Raw genomic sequence first — 15,612 nt, 5'->3', positions numbered from 1 at the left:
CATTTTCCACTCTTCGGTCGAGAAGATTAACTCACAACTTATATCAGGACATTCTCGCCCCAATATAGTTAAATAGAGAATTCTCCATGCAATAATCATGTATAAAGTTAGGCAGGGGTCAAAACGACTCTTGTCATTAAGCTGTAATTTTTCAACTCGGCAACCGCTTTTTAAAATACGAAAGTACACTTCAATTTGCCAACGGCATAAATACCATTTCAGTATATTATGTGCTCCAGTAGCATCATGGATTTTGACGTTAGTTAGTAAGACCCATTCTAGTGGTTCTTGTCCTTCAGGTGAGTCAATTTCTGTTGCAATTAGCACCGTCACGATTACTGTTTTGTCACCATATTTTGTCGATACTTTTCGTTTTCTATCGGGTGGGCATAGAGTAAGCTCTGTTGCATATAAATTTTGTGTTACGTACCGACCTACTTGTTTTTCTTTTGCAGGTATTTCAAAAGTAATAGTGCAAAGTGGTGGGGTACTTTTAGTCTTTTCGATTAGTTTTTCCTGGTCAGGTCTTCCATTATCATTCAAAATCCTCCGATTAGAAGAGGCTCGAATGAGCCAATAGGCTGCAGTATTTTCTTGGGAGGATTGGGCATGTTGTGCTTCATGATATAAATCATAAATGTCCGCTTCTCTGTCGGCAACTGTGATTAACATCGTATCAGGAACTTGCAAAGCGACTTCATTTGCTTTTCGGTAACCCTTTAACCATCGATAGCTTTCCTTTTCTTCCAAAGGAATTTTATGGTTATCTCGACTTTTTTCTCGAGTAGTTCGATGACGTACCTTTTCTCTTGCCCAATGATAAGTATCTAAAACACCTAAACATAGTCGTTCCGGTGTAACTGCCAAGATGGGATGCAGAAGTAACCCTAAATGCTTTTCATGATTAATCGGGCCAATATCTTCCCGTTCTTTTTGCCCTGTAAAATTAAGTGTTGTTGTATCTTGTAGCAAAAGAACAACTGAATGCTGCTTCATACGAGCAAGGGTTGATTCTATATGTGGGGCTAAGATGCTTTCTGTTGTGGCTTGCTCATGATCAAAGAAACGATAAGCAGCTTTTGTTTCATGCCATCCGCCACATGCTGCCGGAATGCTCAAATTGGGTGAGTTACCTAATTTATCAAATAAAGAAAGCAATCGCTTATTGAGTCTTTTATCGCCTAAATTTATGGTTTTCATTTCTCCTGCTGCCCAGCTCATCATCGTCCTTATGACATTATTCGACGATGGAGTATACGAATTATTGTAAATAAAAACAGCAGCTAATACTTATGGGTAATGATGTGCGTAATTGGGAAAGACCCAAAACAAAAGAGTGGGGTAGTGCTAACCTTGTTGCGTAATTCAAACTGTAGAGCACCTATAAGGAAACAGGCTTCAAAGATAGTTGTTTTATAGGGTTTTGAATGTAGGTTACGCAAAAGTCACGCAAGGACTTTTGAGGTGACTAAGGTTTTGAGTATAGCTTATTGATTTTATTGGCTTTAATTGGTGGGCCCACTAGGACTTGAACCTAGGACCAACGGATTATGAGTCCGCTGCTCTGACCAACTGAGCTATGGGCCCGAAGAGTTTGCCATTGTAATGGCTTATGGGGTTAATTGCTACAATTTTTTTGTGAGACAGGGGTGCTGTCTCACAAATTAGGTGTCATCTCCTTCTAAGAAGCTGCGTAGCTTTTCGGAGCGGGAAGGGTGGCGTAGTTTGCGTAGGGCTTTGGCTTCGATCTGGCGAATCCGCTCGCGGGTTACGTCAAACTGTTTGCCCACTTCTTCTAAGGTGTGGTCGGTGTTCATTTCGATACCGAAACGCATGCGAAGTACTTTGGCTTCTCTTGGAGTCAGAGTTTCTAGGATTTCAAGAGTTGCTTCGCGTAAGCCTTCAGCGATTGAGCTGTCGACTGGTGATTCAATGTTGTTGTCTTCTATGAAATCACCTAAATGAGAGTCGTCATCGTCACCGACAGGGGTTTCCATGGAAATAGGTTCTTTCGCGATCTTCAATACTTTGCGTATCTTATCTTCACTGAGTTCCATTTTCTCTGCCAATTCTTCAGGAGTGGCTTCTCGTCCAGTTTCTTGGAGAATTTGGCGTGAAATACGATTGAGCTTGTTAATCGTTTCAATCATATGCACTGGAATACGTATAGTGCGGGCCTGGTCGGCAATCGAACGGGTGATTGCTTGGCGAATCCACCAGGTTGCATAAGTTGAGAACTTATAACCTCGGCGATACTCAAACTTATCCACCGCTTTCATCAGACCAATATTACCTTCTTGAATTAAGTCGAGGAATTGTAAACCGCGATTAGTGTATTTTTTTGCGATTGAAATAACCAAACGTAGGTTAGCTTCGACCATTTCTTTTTTCGCACGTCTTGCTTTGGCTTCGCCAATCGACATTTTACGGTTGATATCTTTAATTTCACTGATACTTAAACCGTATTCTTCCTCAAAACTAGAAAGTTTTGATTGTAGGCGCAGGATTTCTTCTGTGAACTCTTCTATGCGTGTCATATCGAGCTTTTTGCCATGTTTAGCAACCAAATCCTCTATCCATTTGAGGTCAGTCTCTTGGCCTGGGAACGTATCGATAAAGAGTTTACGTGGAATACGTGCTTTCTCAATACATAGCCGCATGATACTACGCTCAAATTCGCGGATATGATTTCGTAGTTGACGGAAATGTCGAGTAAGGCGATCGACTTGTCTTGAGGTTAATTTCAACTTTAAGAAAGAATCAGACATAACATCGAGTAATACGACTGTTTCTTTAGTAGTGCGTCCATGTTTTTTCAACATAGTCATCGCACTTTCATAGTTTGCACGTAACTCGTCAAAATAAATTTTTGCTTGTTCTGGATTGGGACCATCATCAGCTTCGGCGATTCCACCCCCTTCACCATCCTCATCTTCTTCGTCAGCAGCAAGTATTTCCTCAGCAATCTCTTCATCTTGTTGAGATTCGTCGAGCATAGAACCAATACTTGCAGCCGGAGCCTCCTCTTCTGAGTCGGCAAAACCGCTGATAATTTCGCTTAACCGCATTTCTTCAATAAGAACTCGGTCATAATCTTCTAATACCAGTTGTACGGTTTCAGGATAGTGAGCCAGAGATTTTAGGACTTGGTAAATCCCTTCTTCAATACGTTTGGCAATACGTATTTCGCCGTCCCGCGTTAAGAGTTCGACAGTACCCATTTCACGCATGTACATGCGCACCGGATCGGTTGTTCGACCCGTTTCTTTGTCTACAGAAGCTAGGACAGCCGCTGCCTCCTCGACATCTTCTGGCGCTTCTTCGGTAGTACCTAAGAGTGCTAATTCATCATCACTTGGAGGCAATTCGAATACTTTAATATTCATGCCTTCTAGCATAGAGATGATGACGTCAAAATGTTCGGTATCAACAATGTTAGGTAACAGGTCATTAATCTGGGCATAAGTCAGGTAATTTTGTTCTTTACCCAAGCTAATGACTTTGGTGATTTGCGAGCGCTGTTGTTCTTGATCATTCATGTTCATAGGCACTTATCAGGTGAGTGATTAAAAGCTACAAAAGGGTTTGATTATAAACCCGCAAACATAAACTTGCTAGCATATTATGTGTTAAATTTTATCATGCGCAGTTTGATGCCTTTGTTTCATCATTTCTTGCAACATTATTCTTTCAGAAACAGTTAAGCCCTGATTTCGTGATTTTGCAAGGTAAATGTTAATTTTATTTTCTAAATTTTGTTTTTGCAAAAATAATATAATATCAGTAAATTTTTTTATTAGCTCTTCTTCGGGTTCTTGATGGTCCCAGCCTGCTAATTTTCCGAGCGATTCAAAATAGGGGGTGTCGCGCCAGGCTTCAATGAGTGTGGCTGTGTTGGCCTCAGGAGAGTTCTCGATTTGCCTTAGCAGTTTTTGCAATATTTCCTGTCCTTGACCGTCAAGTAGCTCCGAATTGATCTCCGTTTTACAGGCAGTATAAATTTCAGGATTTTGAATAAGCAGTGCAATGGCTAAGCGAATCGGTGAGTTGGCAATCTTTTTATTGGTTTCCTGCACCTTTTGTCGCAAATTATCCTGTAAGATTTGCAGAATGCGGTAATTCTCAATATGAGTCATGCGCGACAATTCATTAATCAATAGTTGTTTATAAGGGCCGTCTTGCATTTTTAGCAGATAAGGCTTTGCGGCATTAATCAACTGACTTTTACCTGCCACACTGAAAGTATCAATTCCATTGGCGATGCTATCTAAGAAAAAACGATTTAAAGGTGTCGCATTTTTTAATCGTGTTTTGAATTGCTCACTGCCTTCTTCTCGCACCAGGCTGTCCGGATCTTGTCCTTCAGGTAGAAAAATAAAACTGGCATCGAGACCTGCATTTAATTCGGGTAAACAACTTTCTAAAGCCCTCCAAGCTGCCTGTCTGCCGGCTGCGTCGCCATCAAAACAAAAAATAAGTTGTTTAGTGTGCTTAGCCAATAGTTGAATATGAAAACCGCTGGTTGCCGTGCCTAAAGCAGCAACCGCATTGCGAATTCCATGTTGGGCTAGGGCAATGACATCCATATAACCTTCAACAACCACGATGTTCTCGATACTGCTCTGCTGTTGGAGAATTTGGTGCAGGCCATAAAGTTCGCGACTTTTTTGGAAAATAGTCGTTTCTGGGGAATTTAAATATTTGGGTTTTTGTTCTGCATCAATAGCCCGTCCGCCGAAACCAATGATTCGTCCATGCCGGTCGTGAATGGGGAACATAATCCGATGCCGATAACGATCGTAGGTTTTGCCGTCGTCTTTTTTAATCAACATGCCTGTGGCTATGAGTTCATTGCGATTACGCTTAAATTGTTGCTCAAGGGTTTGCCAGCCTGCTGGTGCATAACCTAATTGATAGAGCTTTGCTATTTCTCCACTTAGACCGCGTCCTCGTAAATAGTTAATAGCTAGCTCTCCCTTTGTTTTTAAGGTTTGTTGGTAGAATTGATTCACTCGAGTCAGCAATTGGTACAAACTTAGCGATTGCTGGTTTTTTTCAGCATTGCCTTCACGTGGTACTGTCATACCTAAACGCGAGGCTAGAGTTTCTATCGCATCCGTAAAACCTTGATTCAGATAACTCATGACAAAGCTGATGGCATTGCCGCTCACACCACACCCGAAGCAATGATAGAATTGTTTTTTTGCGACTACATTGAAAGACGGTGTTTTTTCACTGTGGAAAGGGCAGCAGGCTATAAAGCTAGTTCCACGCTTTTTTAGTAGAACATAGCCATCAATTAGCTCGACTATATCTGTTCGGCTAAGTAATTCATCAATGAATGGCTGCGGTATTAAGCCAGACATGAACGTAATTAACTCAATTTTGCCTTGATCAAGAGGCTAACTTTGCTCATATCGGCTCGACCTTGCAATTGTGGTTTTAGAATAGCCATAACCTTGCCCATATCGCTCATTTTGGTTGCTCCTGATTCAGTAAAGGCTTGAGCAACTAGTGCTTCGATTTCTTTATCTGATAAGGGTTCAGGCAAATAATGACCGATAACGCCTAGTTCATACTGCTCTTGAGCGACCAGATCATCTCGTCCGGCAGCTTCAAATTGAGTAATGGATTCTTTACGTTGCTTGGCAAGCTTATCTAAGATGATTAGCATACGCTCATCATCAACGACAATACGCTCATCGACTTCGACTTGTTTGACTGCAGCAGTGATAAGGCGCAAGGTGTCCAGTTTTTTCTTGTCTCTGGCACGCATTGCGTCTTTAAGATCGTTACTAATGCTGTCTTTAATAGTCATGATTATTTACGTCGGTGCTTGAGACTGCGACGAGAAGATGTATCACGAGAAATCTTTTTAAGATGGCGTTTTACCGCAGCAGCTTGTTTGCGCTTACGCTCAGCAGTTGGTTTTTCATAAAACTCGCGGCGACGCAACTCAGTCAAAATTCCTGCTTTTTCGCAGGAGCGCTTGAAACGGCGTAGTGCGTATTCAGGGTTTTCGCCCTCTTTCACACGAACGGTAGGCATTAACTATTCCTCTGGTTTAATTGAATACAATAGGTTGGCAATTCTAGTGCCAGTTCTTGCAATCGTCAAGTTTATTTATAGTTTAGTCGATTTGTAAATAAAATTTAGAACTAAAAGGTTGAAAATGGGAGAGGTTTCCTAAGGATTGGGTAGATCCTGCAGGGTAGATCTTTGTATAATTGTCAGACATTATTTGAATTGAGGTATTGATGCGTGTTTTAGGCATTGAGTCGTCCTGTGACGAAACTGGTGTAGCAATTTACGATTCCGAAAAAGGGTTACTCGCAGATGTACTTCATTCACAAGTAGCTACTCATCAGCGTTATGGCGGGGTAGTACCCGAACTTGCTTCGCGTGATCACGTCAAATATTTGGTGCCGCTCGTTGATGAGGCTTTGCAGCAAGCGAAAACCAATAAAACCGAGCTTAATGCAGTGGCCTACACCGCGGGGCCTGGTTTAATTGGGGCTTTGTTAACAGGTGCTTGTTTCGCCAAAAGCCTAGCCTTTGGTCTTCATATACCTGCATTAGCAATTCATCATCTAGAAGCCCATTTATTGGCGGCAAAATTGGACTCCCCGCAACTCGATTTTCCCTTCTTGGCTTTATTAGTTTCAGGAGGGCATACGCAATTAATCGAAGTGCGGGCTTTAGGTGATTATCAATTACTGGGCGATACCTTAGATGATGCGGTTGGAGAGGCTTTCGATAAGACAGCAAAATTAATGGGTTTAGCTTATCCCGGCGGGGCAGTTCTTGCGGGGCTAGCCGATCGCTGTTCGCCAGAGGCAATTCTTTCTTCCCCCCCCTTTCCACGGCCTATGACGGATAGACCAGGTTTGGATTTTAGTTTTAGTGGCTTAAAAACACATGCACTAACCACTTGGAATGCTAGCGAAAAAAATGAGCAGGCAAGAGCAATCATTGCCAAGCTTTTTCAGCAAGCGATTGTGGACACACTTTTAATTAAATGTAAACGAGCCTTAAAGCAAACTGCTATTCGGCGATTGGTTGTTGCTGGTGGAGTAGGTGCGAATCGCAGCTTACGTAGCTCATTGGCCGCTTTAATGACTGAATTAAAAGGGGAGGTTTATTTTCCTCGTCCAGAATATTGTACTGATAATGGGGCCATGGTTGCTTATGCTGGTTGTTTGCATTTATTGCAAGATAGAAGGGATCTAAGTCCGGTTATTGAGGTTAAGGCGCGTTGGCCTCTTGCGGAGTAAACGTTCGTGCTCTATGGGCGGAGCTATTTCGCTCACCCTACGCTGAAACCTAACCGCTGCTCAAGATTCAAGTATATCTTTTCAGCGGTTACCATCGCGAAAATGGCTGAGTTTTGTTTTTTCTCTCTCCAATCTACATTTTAGGTTTTTTAGTCTTTGGTGATTTTTCTTTCTTCTTCGGCGTAGGCTCAACTGAAGGGGGTAGTTTTTCTTCTTCTGCATCATGAAGCGCTGATAATTCATCTTTTTCTGCCTCAAGCGAGGGAGGTAATGATTCAGGTTCTTCTTCGTCAAGTTGGGTATCTATTGCTTGTTCTTCAATGGCAGCAATGATTTCCTCATCTAAATTACTACGGTTGAATTTGATTTTCGGTTCATCTCCATCAATTAAGCGAGTAATATTATTACGGTGTTTGTACAGTACGAATAGGGCGATAAAAAAGAGAGGTGGAAAAATGTCTAATCGCCCAATGGTAAGCAGTGCATACAAGGGGGCAAGAACCATGGAAATGATTGATGCAAGAGAAGAATAGCGGGTGAAGTTTGCCACCAATAACCAAGTAGCAATAACCATTACACCCAAAATAAAATGTAATCCGAGTAAAGCACCTATTGCTGTGGCAACCCCCTTTCCTCCACGAAAACCAAAAAAAACGGGGTACATATGCCCTAGCACAGCAGCTAGGCAAGTAAAGCTAATGGTAATAGGGTCTGCATCAAATAATTTGGCTAAAAGAACAGGCAATAGCCCTTTTAGCATATCGGCAATTAACACCATTGCGGCATATTTTTTACCGGCTAAACGAAGAACGTTGGTAGCGCCAGGATTTTGCGAACCGGAAATACGAGGGTCAGGGAGAGAAAACAAGCGACTCACAATGACGGCGGAACAAACAGAACCAGATAAATAGCCAAGGACCACAAAAAAAATAAAGACCAAGACTGCCATCGTATGCCTCCTACATTGAACGACCTGGTTAGGTCTTTTCCTACCCTTTAAATGAGGGTCCTATTTTTGAATGAAGTATATTATTCAGCAAAGCGGGCTGGTTGTGAAGTGTCAAAGCTCAATCAGGTAGAAACATCGCTTGTAAATTATTCGTGTAACGACGCCCCAAGGTCGTAATTTGCCAAAAATGGTCATTCTTTGAAATAAGGCCAGCTTCGGCGGCCTTGATCAAAAAAGGCTCAATAATAGCAAAGGATAAACCAGTTCGTTCACTAAATAAGGCATTTGGAATAGCTTGTTCTAAGCGACTTGTATTGAGCATGTATTCAAAGGGTAAGGAACTAGGATCAACTTGTTCTTTGGCAGCGAGAAAAGGTTTTTCTGGGTGTAAATAATCACTAGGTTGACGTTGTTTGCGGGTACGAAAAACCTGCTTGTTCTCATCGGTTATTTTTCCATGGGCTCCCGCACCAATGCCGTAATAATCCCCAAAAAGCCAGTAATTTAAGTTATGTTGGGCATATTTTTCTGCGCGACAAAAAGCAGAAATCTCATAACGCTGATAGCCGTTCGCAGCTAAATAAGCGAGGCCTTGTTCTTCTATTAGGCAAACTTCATCTTCATTGGGTAGGGTTGGGCGTTGCTTATAAAAAATGGTGTTAGGTTCGATCGTTAATTGATACCAGGATAAGTGCTCAGGCTTATGGGATAAAGCGATAGTTAAATCTTCCAGTCCTTGCAAAATCGATTGTCCGGGTAAACCATGCATGATATCTATATTTAGATTGGCAAAACCAGCATTGCGAGCGGCTTCAATCGCTTTATGAGCTTGTTGATCATCATGGATACGGCCCAAGGCTTTTAAATGCAACGGATTAAAGCTTTGAATACCAAGAGATAGACGGTTGATGCCTAACTGTCGATAATCAGTGAACCGCTCCTGTTCGACCGTACCTGGGTTTGCCTCAAGAGTAATTTCAATATCCTTTGCAAAAGGGACCAACTTTTGTAGGTGAGTGAATAAAGAGGCATAAGCGTCGGCAGAAAGTAAGCTAGGTGTCCCGCCGCCAATAAAGATAGTTTGTATTTCACGTGCAGGAAAATGGCTTAAATCGGCTGTAAAATCAGCGATCAACGCGTCGATGTATTGCTGCTCAGGCAAGTTATCAGGGCTTTTGTGTGAGTTGAAGTCGCAATAGGGACATTTGCGAATACACCAAGGAATGTGGATATACAAAGAGGTTGGTAACATTATTTAAATCAGGCTGGCTTGTTCAAGACTGCAATAGTATCATAGTTTGCTTTAAATTGCTGAGTGGCTTAGTGTAGTAGCTTGCTAGAGAGGTAATCTACCAGAATGCGAGAAAAACCAGTTTGCAAAAAGAAGACAGTTGTTGCTAAATCAAGACTGTTTACGATAGAAGAGTTGCATCTTCATTTTTCGAATGGTGCACAGCGTTCTTTTGAGCGAATTCGCAGTCATGGCCATGGAGCCGTGCTTATTATTGCGCTTACTGCGAGCGAATCGCTGCTTTTGGTGCGTGAATATGCAGCAGGAACAGAAAACTATGAATTAGGCTTTCCTAAAGGTTTAATCGAAAAAGGAGAGTCTTTATTCGAAGCAGCAAATCGCGAGTTGCGTGAAGAGGTTGGTTTTGCTGCAAAACGTTTTGATTGGTTAAAAACCCTTAGTTTAGCGCCTGCTTATTTTGGTGCAAAACTTGAGCTAGTTGTGGCCAGGGACTTATATCCTTCAACGCTCTTGGGGGATGAGCCTGAGCCTCTTGAAGTAATAGAATGGCCGTTAACTTCCTATAATGAGTTATTGGTACGTCCTGATTTTTCTGAAGCGCGTAGCGTTGCTGCGCTTTTATTAGTAAAACAATGGTTAGAAGGGGAAAAATAAAAATGAATAAACGAGTTAGAGTAGCGATTACAGGCGCTGCAGGACAAATTGGATACGCCTTGTTATTTAGAATTGCATCAGGGCAAATGTTTGGTCCCAACACCGATGTTGAATTGCAATTACTGGAATTAGATCAAGCACTGCCTGCTTTAGAAGGTGTGGCGATGGAACTCGATGATTGTGCATTCCCGCTGCTTAAAAATGTGGTTTGTACTTCTGATTTAAACCGGGCTATGGACGGTGTAAATTGGGCATTATTAGTAGGTTCTGTGCCACGTAAACAAGGGATGGAGCGTGCGGACTTATTGCAAATTAATGGTGGTATTTTTACCAAGCAGGGAAAAGCCATTAATGATCACGCTGCTCAAGATGTCCGAGTTTTTGTGGTGGGGAATCCTTGTAATACGAACTGCTTGATTGCCAAACATCATGCGCGAGACATTCCTGATGAGCGTTTTTATGCTATGACTACATTAGATGAGCTGCGTGCACGTACTCAACTTGCAAAAAAAGCCGGGGTTGATATTACTTGCGTAAGCCAAATGACGATTTGGGGAAATCACTCTTCGACCCAATATCCTGATTTCTATAATGCAAAAATCAATGGTTTCTCCGCATCTACTGTCATTGATGATGAAGTCTGGCTAAAAGATACTTTTGTTTCAACAGTTCAACAACGTGGCGCTACTATTATTAAAGCCCGCGGTGCTTCTTCAGCGGCTTCAGCAGCTAATGCAATTATCCACGGGGTGAATTGTTTAACCAATGATACGCCTGCGATGGAATCTTTCTCAATGTGCCTCAGTTCTCAAGGCGAATATGGTGTTGATGAAGGTTTAATGTTCTCGTTCCCTTGCCGACACGAGCACAATGAGGTCCGCATAGTGGAAGGTTTGAAATTTAACGATTATAGCCAAATTAAATTTAATGAAACTTTAAACGAGCTTCGCCAAGAACGTGATGCAGTAAAAGACTTAGGTTTACTGGATTAATTGCGTTTGACTTAGGTTGTCATTCTCGCAAGAATGGCAACATAAGGAGATTGCTAATGAAAGCTATCAAAACAGCGTTAACAGTTATATTTTTATGCTCTGCTAACTTAGCTAGTGCATTGACTACCTGGACTTGCACTGCCGTCGACACTAAAAATAATGTTTATTCCGGTAGTGGTATCGATCGTGATGCCGCAGAAACCAGTGCAATAATGGCTTGCTCTAGGGGTTTTGAATATGCAAGAAATTGTGCAGTGCAAAATTGCACTGAGCAGCAACAGAATCCGCAGCCGCAAAATCACTAGGGATTGTTGGGGGCAGATAGATTTTCTGGATGCCCCGCGGACAAGCCGCGGTAGGTAAGAGGTAGGGATGAATTGCCGCCCTAATATCTATTAACCAACAGAAGTATAATAACTAAAGGGGACAAATAATTCTTTGCCGTTTATTTTGACCTGCGCAAATAATTTAATTGCTCCAGCTTTCTGTGGTTCAATATGAAAATCGAGCTCTGGCCCACCTCTGTCAGTGGTTTGTTGGGGTTCAACGCCCATGGGATGTACATGCACGACGGTATTAAAATCATCACTAAAGCCAACGATATGCGCATAAGCCCCCATGAGAGGTTCTAAATTATGCACAGGCTTGTCTTGAGCATCAGTGATTTCGATTTTACCCATTGTCGCTTTGCCTAGCTCCAATTTAGGTTGATCAAAAGAGAGTTTAAACTTATAGCCGTCAACGACCGTTTCGGTTGTAATTCGCGGAATAATCTGTGTCATATTCGCTTTGGTTTTATATAAATCGGCAATGACATATTCTTGTTGATTGGTATTCAAAGGCACAAGATCAGCCCAAATTCGATAGTTGGCTTCTTTTTTATTCGGTTTCCATGAGAATTGATACTCGCCAGGTTCTTTGGTGGGACTAGGATGAACATGGCTATAATCATTGAGGCTATCATCAATAATGAGCATATGAATCTTTTGCGTATGCACTTCGCGAAGATCTTCTAGGCTAATGGGTTTGTTAGTTTTAATATCGGTTAATTTGATGTATACGACATTGTTCTTTGGGCCATTAATAATTTTTTCTACAGTTAATCTAATAGTGGGTTCGGCTTTTTTTTGTTGGGTCATTGCTGAATGGTGATGCATCTCATGCGCAAAACTAAAAGGTTGATAGAGCAATCCCATCAAAGAGAGGCTTATGGTGAGTAAAGGTTTTGCTAAATTTTGAAAATTCATAGCAGTTTAATCTCCAGATTGAGCGGCTGAACGTTTTTTCCGCCGGTTTTCCATCGCATTATAGATTGTAGGGACAACAATCATATTCAGGAGGGTAGAGGTAAAAAGTCCGCCTAATAAGACTTGTGCTAAGGGTCTTTCTAATTCTTTACCTACCGGCGAGCCCCACAGCAAGGGTATTAATCCCAAAGCGGCAGTGGCAGCGGTCATTAAAACAGGAACCAGTCGATCGAGGGTTCCTTGCACAACAACATGTCTTAAGGGTTTACCTTCTGACTGTAGTTGATTGTAATGACTGACCAAGATAATACCATTGCGAGCAGCAATTCCAAAGAGTGTGATAAAACCAATCATTGCAGCGACACTCATCTCACCATTAGCGAGATAAAGTGACAGCACACCGCCAATTAACGATAGAGGTAAATTACAAAGTACCAAAAGTGCTTCACTTAAGGTGCCAAATGCTTTATACAAAAGAAGTAACATGGCAATAACGGCGAGAATGCCTAAAAATAAAATTGTGTGTGTCGCTTGTTGTTGACTCTCGAATTGGCCACCAAATTGAATAAAATAATCGTTCGGTAGTTTAATTTTTTCTTTAATTTTTTGTTGAACCTCGCGAATTACGCTGCCTAGATCACGTCCCTGCACGTTAAAGCCGACTGAAATCATGCGTTGAGTATTTTCGCGGCTAATAGAAAAAGGCTGGTTTTCCTCAGTGATTAATGCGACTGCCCGTAATGGGATTTTACCCCCGTTCTCGATACCAATGCCGTGGGCATCAATCAGCATATCTTGCACTGCTTTTACGGTGTCACGTCCCGATTCAGCCATACGCACATAAAGATCAAAACTACGTTGACCTTCCAACACGCTTGAAACACGCATACCGTTTAACAAAGTTTGGACATCGTAGGAAATTTGACCCACATTGATGCCATAGCGAGCTGCTTTTTCGCGATCGATTTTTATAATTAATTGAGGGACATTAATTTGCTGTTCTTTGTTGATATCAACTACACCTGGAATTTCTTTTAATAAGGATTCAACGGATAAGCCTAATTGGTTTAATGTGGATAAATTATCGCCAAATATTTTCACTGCAATTTGTGAGCGAACCCCCGAAAGCACTTCATCCATTCGGTGAGCAATAAATTGGCCTACGTTAAAAACAGCCCCGGGAATATTGGCTAAGTCATCACGGATACGTTTGATTAACTCATCTGCCGGCATTGATTTATCTTTATCAAAATTAAGATTAACATCGAATTCGCTGATATTCGGCGGGAGGGCATCTTCATCGATTGCACTACGACCTGCACGCTGAGAAATGGAAATGACTTGTGGGTATTTCAGTAAATCTTTTCGCACTTGCCTGCCAATGCGCATGGACTCATCGAGTGAAGTGCCGGGTAAGGTAGTCATGGCAATAATAAAATTACCCTCATGAAATTCAGGTAAGAAAGCAGTTCCAAAAAAGGGTAGCAAGGCTAGGGCAAAGGCAAAAGCTAAACCGGACAAGGTTACCACTGTCCAAAAATGGTTCAGTGACCAGTTTAAGAGATGGTGAAAACCTGCTTTAATCCCTCTGGCAATGCTTGTTTCCTTTTCTTCTGTTCTGTCCGTGTCTTGAGTCATTTGAGCAATCCGCTCTTCCTTCGTCATGGGATGTAAAACCAGTTCTCGGTCATTTTGCTTTTCTCGACGATAGACTAAAAGGAAATAGCATAAGGCAGGAACCATCGTAATAGAAACCACGAGTGAGCCAATTACCGAGGCAATATAGGCCACTGCAAGAGGACTGAAAATTCGTTCTGCGATTCCTGAGAGAAAAAAGATAGGGAGAAAGACAAGGCTAATGATGAGTGTGGCATAGATCACAGAATTTCTAATTTCAAGAATAGAGTCAAAAACAACTTCCATCGCGGGTTGAGGCGAGATTGATTGGCGATTGAGGCGTAATCGTCGTAAGACATTCTCCACGGTGATGACTCCATCATCAACTACTTCCCCAATAGCTATTGCAATTCCTCCTAAAGTCATCGCGTTAATACCGAAATCGAAAAACTTCAGTACCAAGATACCGAGTATGAAAGAAACAGGCATGGCTAAAAAAGTAATTAAGGAGGCGCGAATGTTCATTAGAAAAATGAGCAAGACAAGGATGACGATCAAAGCGCCTTCTAATAAGGCCCAACTTAAATTTTTAATCGCCGATTCAATGAAATTGGCTTGGCGGAACACCGAAGTATACAATTTAACACCTGGTGGAAGCGAGGCTTTGATGTCTTCTAAAGCTTCTTGAACTTTGGATGTTGTTGCTAAAGTGTCTGCACCGTAGGTTTTAGAAATGGTACCAATCACTGCATGATCCAGATTATAAGCAGCATCTCCTCGTTTGATTTCTCCTCCGAAAGTAACCGTGGCGACATTGTCGATAGTAATAGGAATGCCTTTTCGCGTGGTGATCAGTGTGGTTCTGATGTCGTCTAAATTTCTAACTCGACCGACGGTACCGATAATCAGCTCAGTGCCTGATTTTTGTAAAAAAGCGCCGGGAACATTTCGATTTGAATTTTGTAAAGCTTGAGTGACTTCTTCGACACTAATTCGATAAGCTAGCATGCGGGAGGGATCTAAAAGCACCTGATATTGTTTCACCTCACCACCAAGCGAGACAACCGAGGCTACACCCCCTAGGGCAAGTAGGCGCGGGCGAATAACCCAATCGGAGATGGTGCGTAATTCTTCCGGCGATGCGGTTTTGCTAACCAGAGCATATTTGACCAACCAGCCGACGACAGAGATTACGGGTAACATCACTGGGTTTGAACCGGGTGGTAATTGCCCTAGCACCTGTTGGATACGTTCATTAATTAATTGTCTATCTCGATAGATGTCGGTTTTGTCACCGAAAACCACTGTGATTGTGGAAAGCCCGACTGCAGTTTTTGAGCGAACACGAGTGACACCTGGCGTCCCATTGATGGCGCTTTCTAGAGGATAAGTGATTAAAGCCTCTACTTCTTGTGGAGCTAGTCCGGGAGCCTGCGTTTGGACAATCACCTGCGGGGGAGCAAATTCGGGAAAAACATCGATTGGCATGTGCCGTAGGTTGTAAATACCAAAGAGGCAGATGCCCAGGGTGATGGCTAGGATTAGGATGCGATTTTTTAAAGACCAGCTAATTAGATATTGAAACATCTGAGCTGAGTTCTCCCTGTCAGTACCAATAGTGGTTGTT

At 42.1% G+C, this 15,612-nt stretch carries 13 protein-coding genes and 1 tRNA gene; 4 read left to right on the top strand and 10 right to left on the bottom strand.

Annotated elements, in window-relative coordinates:
• From Lnau_RS02185 to rpsU, 6 genes are all read right to left on the bottom strand, one after another.
• On the bottom strand, nt 1-1,221 hold a 1,221-nt coding region (locus tag Lnau_RS02185), incomplete at its 3' end, for an IS4 family transposase (protein ID WP_058503512.1).
• Nucleotides 1,222-1,510: 289 nt separating this feature from the next.
• Nucleotides 1,511-1,587: transfer RNA gene (locus tag Lnau_RS02180), tRNA-Ile, on the bottom strand.
• Between the two features lie 77 nt (nt 1,588-1,664).
• A complete protein-coding gene (gene rpoD, locus Lnau_RS02175; protein WP_058503511.1) occupies nt 1,665-3,545 on the bottom strand; it encodes an RNA polymerase sigma factor RpoD in 1,881 nt (626 codons plus the stop codon).
• An 84-nt stretch (nt 3,546-3,629) separates the two neighbouring features.
• The gene (dnaG, locus tag Lnau_RS02170; RefSeq protein WP_058503510.1) at nt 3,630-5,366 is read right to left on the bottom strand and encodes a DNA primase; all 1,737 of its coding nucleotides are present in this window, start codon (nt 5,364-5,366) and stop codon (nt 3,630-3,632) included.
• Nucleotides 5,367-5,374: 8 nt separating this feature from the next.
• Nucleotides 5,375-5,818 carry a GatB/YqeY domain-containing protein gene (locus tag Lnau_RS02165; protein WP_058503509.1) on the bottom strand — a complete coding sequence of 148 codons (444 nt, stop codon included), beginning with the start codon at nt 5,816-5,818 and terminating at the stop codon, nt 5,375-5,377.
• A 2-nt stretch (nt 5,819-5,820) separates the two neighbouring features.
• Entirely contained in the window at nt 5,821-6,048 is a 228-nt protein-coding gene (rpsU, locus tag Lnau_RS02160; RefSeq protein ID WP_058496738.1) for a 30S ribosomal protein S21, read from the bottom strand.
• 209 nt (nt 6,049-6,257) lie between these two features.
• On the opposite strand from rpsU, the gene tsaD reads away from it, so the two are divergent.
• Entirely contained in the window at nt 6,258-7,274 is a 1,017-nt protein-coding gene (gene tsaD, locus Lnau_RS02155) for a tRNA (adenosine(37)-N6)-threonylcarbamoyltransferase complex transferase subunit TsaD (RefSeq protein WP_058503508.1), read from the top strand.
• A 133-nt stretch (nt 7,275-7,407) separates the two neighbouring features.
• On the opposite strand, the gene plsY is transcribed toward tsaD, so the two are convergent.
• On the bottom strand, nt 7,408-8,223 hold the full coding sequence (plsY, locus tag Lnau_RS02150) for a glycerol-3-phosphate 1-O-acyltransferase PlsY (protein WP_058503507.1): 816 nt from the start codon (nt 8,221-8,223) through the stop codon (nt 7,408-7,410).
• Between the two features lie 118 nt (nt 8,224-8,341).
• Nucleotides 8,342-9,475, bottom strand: coding sequence for a radical SAM family heme chaperone HemW (gene hemW, locus Lnau_RS02145; protein WP_058503506.1), 1,134 nt, complete (start codon nt 9,473-9,475; stop codon nt 8,342-8,344).
• A gap of 105 nt (nt 9,476-9,580) precedes the next feature.
• Between hemW and nudE the strand changes: the two genes are divergently transcribed.
• The 3 genes from nudE to Lnau_RS02130 are packed head-to-tail and all read left to right on the top strand — an operon-like array spanning nt 9,581 to nt 11,426.
• Nucleotides 9,581-10,129 carry an ADP compounds hydrolase NudE gene (nudE, locus tag Lnau_RS02140; protein ID WP_058503505.1) on the top strand — a complete coding sequence of 183 codons (549 nt, stop codon included), beginning with the start codon at nt 9,581-9,583 and terminating at the stop codon, nt 10,127-10,129.
• Between the two features lie 2 nt (nt 10,130-10,131).
• Nucleotides 10,132-11,121, top strand: a complete 990-nt coding sequence (locus Lnau_RS02135) for a malate dehydrogenase (RefSeq protein WP_058503504.1) — start codon at nt 10,132-10,134, stop codon at nt 11,119-11,121.
• Nucleotides 11,122-11,177: 56 nt separating this feature from the next.
• Nucleotides 11,178-11,426: a hypothetical protein gene (locus Lnau_RS02130; RefSeq protein WP_058503503.1), complete on the top strand. Its 249-nt coding sequence runs from the start codon at nt 11,178-11,180 to the stop codon at nt 11,424-11,426.
• 90 nt (nt 11,427-11,516) lie between these two features.
• On the opposite strand, the gene Lnau_RS02125 is transcribed toward Lnau_RS02130, so the two are convergent.
• Together Lnau_RS02125 and Lnau_RS02120 are read right to left on the bottom strand one after the other, a co-directional pair.
• A complete protein-coding gene (locus tag Lnau_RS02125) occupies nt 11,517-12,368 on the bottom strand; it encodes a hypothetical protein (RefSeq protein WP_058503502.1) in 852 nt (283 codons plus the stop codon).
• 6 nt (nt 12,369-12,374) lie between these two features.
• Complete coding sequence (locus tag Lnau_RS02120; protein ID WP_058503501.1) at nt 12,375-15,572, bottom strand: efflux RND transporter permease subunit; 3,198 nt, start codon at nt 15,570-15,572, stop codon at nt 12,375-12,377.
• Nucleotides 15,573-15,612 lie beyond the last annotated feature (40 nt).

The organism is Legionella nautarum (assembly GCF_001467895.1).
Taxonomy (GTDB): Bacteria; Pseudomonadota; Gammaproteobacteria; order Legionellales; family Legionellaceae; genus Tatlockia; species Tatlockia nautarum.
The sequence above is the reverse complement of the archived record's forward strand: the minus strand, read 5'-3'. Positions and strand labels throughout refer to the sequence as shown.

Coding starts and splice junctions, on each gene's coding strand:
- rpoD (WP_058503511.1), bottom strand. CDS start 3,545: ATGAACATGAATGATCAAGAACAACAGCGCTCGCAAATCACCAAAGTC.
- dnaG (WP_058503510.1), bottom strand. CDS start 5,366: ATGTCTGGCTTAATACCGCAGCCATTCATTGATGAATTACTTAGCCGA.
- Lnau_RS02165 (WP_058503509.1), bottom strand. CDS start 5,818: ATGACTATTAAAGACAGCATTAGTAACGATCTTAAAGACGCAATGCGT.
- rpsU (WP_058496738.1), bottom strand. CDS start 6,048: ATGCCTACCGTTCGTGTGAAAGAGGGCGAAAACCCTGAATACGCACTA.
- tsaD (WP_058503508.1), top strand. CDS start 6,258: ATGCGTGTTTTAGGCATTGAGTCGTCCTGTGACGAAACTGGTGTAGCA.
- plsY (WP_058503507.1), bottom strand. CDS start 8,223: ATGGCAGTCTTGGTCTTTATTTTTTTTGTGGTCCTTGGCTATTTATCT.
- hemW (WP_058503506.1), bottom strand. CDS start 9,475: ATGTTACCAACCTCTTTGTATATCCACATTCCTTGGTGTATTCGCAAA.
- nudE (WP_058503505.1), top strand. CDS start 9,581: ATGCGAGAAAAACCAGTTTGCAAAAAGAAGACAGTTGTTGCTAAATCA.
- Lnau_RS02135 (WP_058503504.1), top strand. CDS start 10,132: ATGAATAAACGAGTTAGAGTAGCGATTACAGGCGCTGCAGGACAAATT.
- Lnau_RS02130 (WP_058503503.1), top strand. CDS start 11,178: ATGAAAGCTATCAAAACAGCGTTAACAGTTATATTTTTATGCTCTGCT.
- Lnau_RS02125 (WP_058503502.1), bottom strand. CDS start 12,368: ATGAATTTTCAAAATTTAGCAAAACCTTTACTCACCATAAGCCTCTCT.
- Lnau_RS02120 (WP_058503501.1), bottom strand. CDS start 15,572: ATGTTTCAATATCTAATTAGCTGGTCTTTAAAAAATCGCATCCTAATC.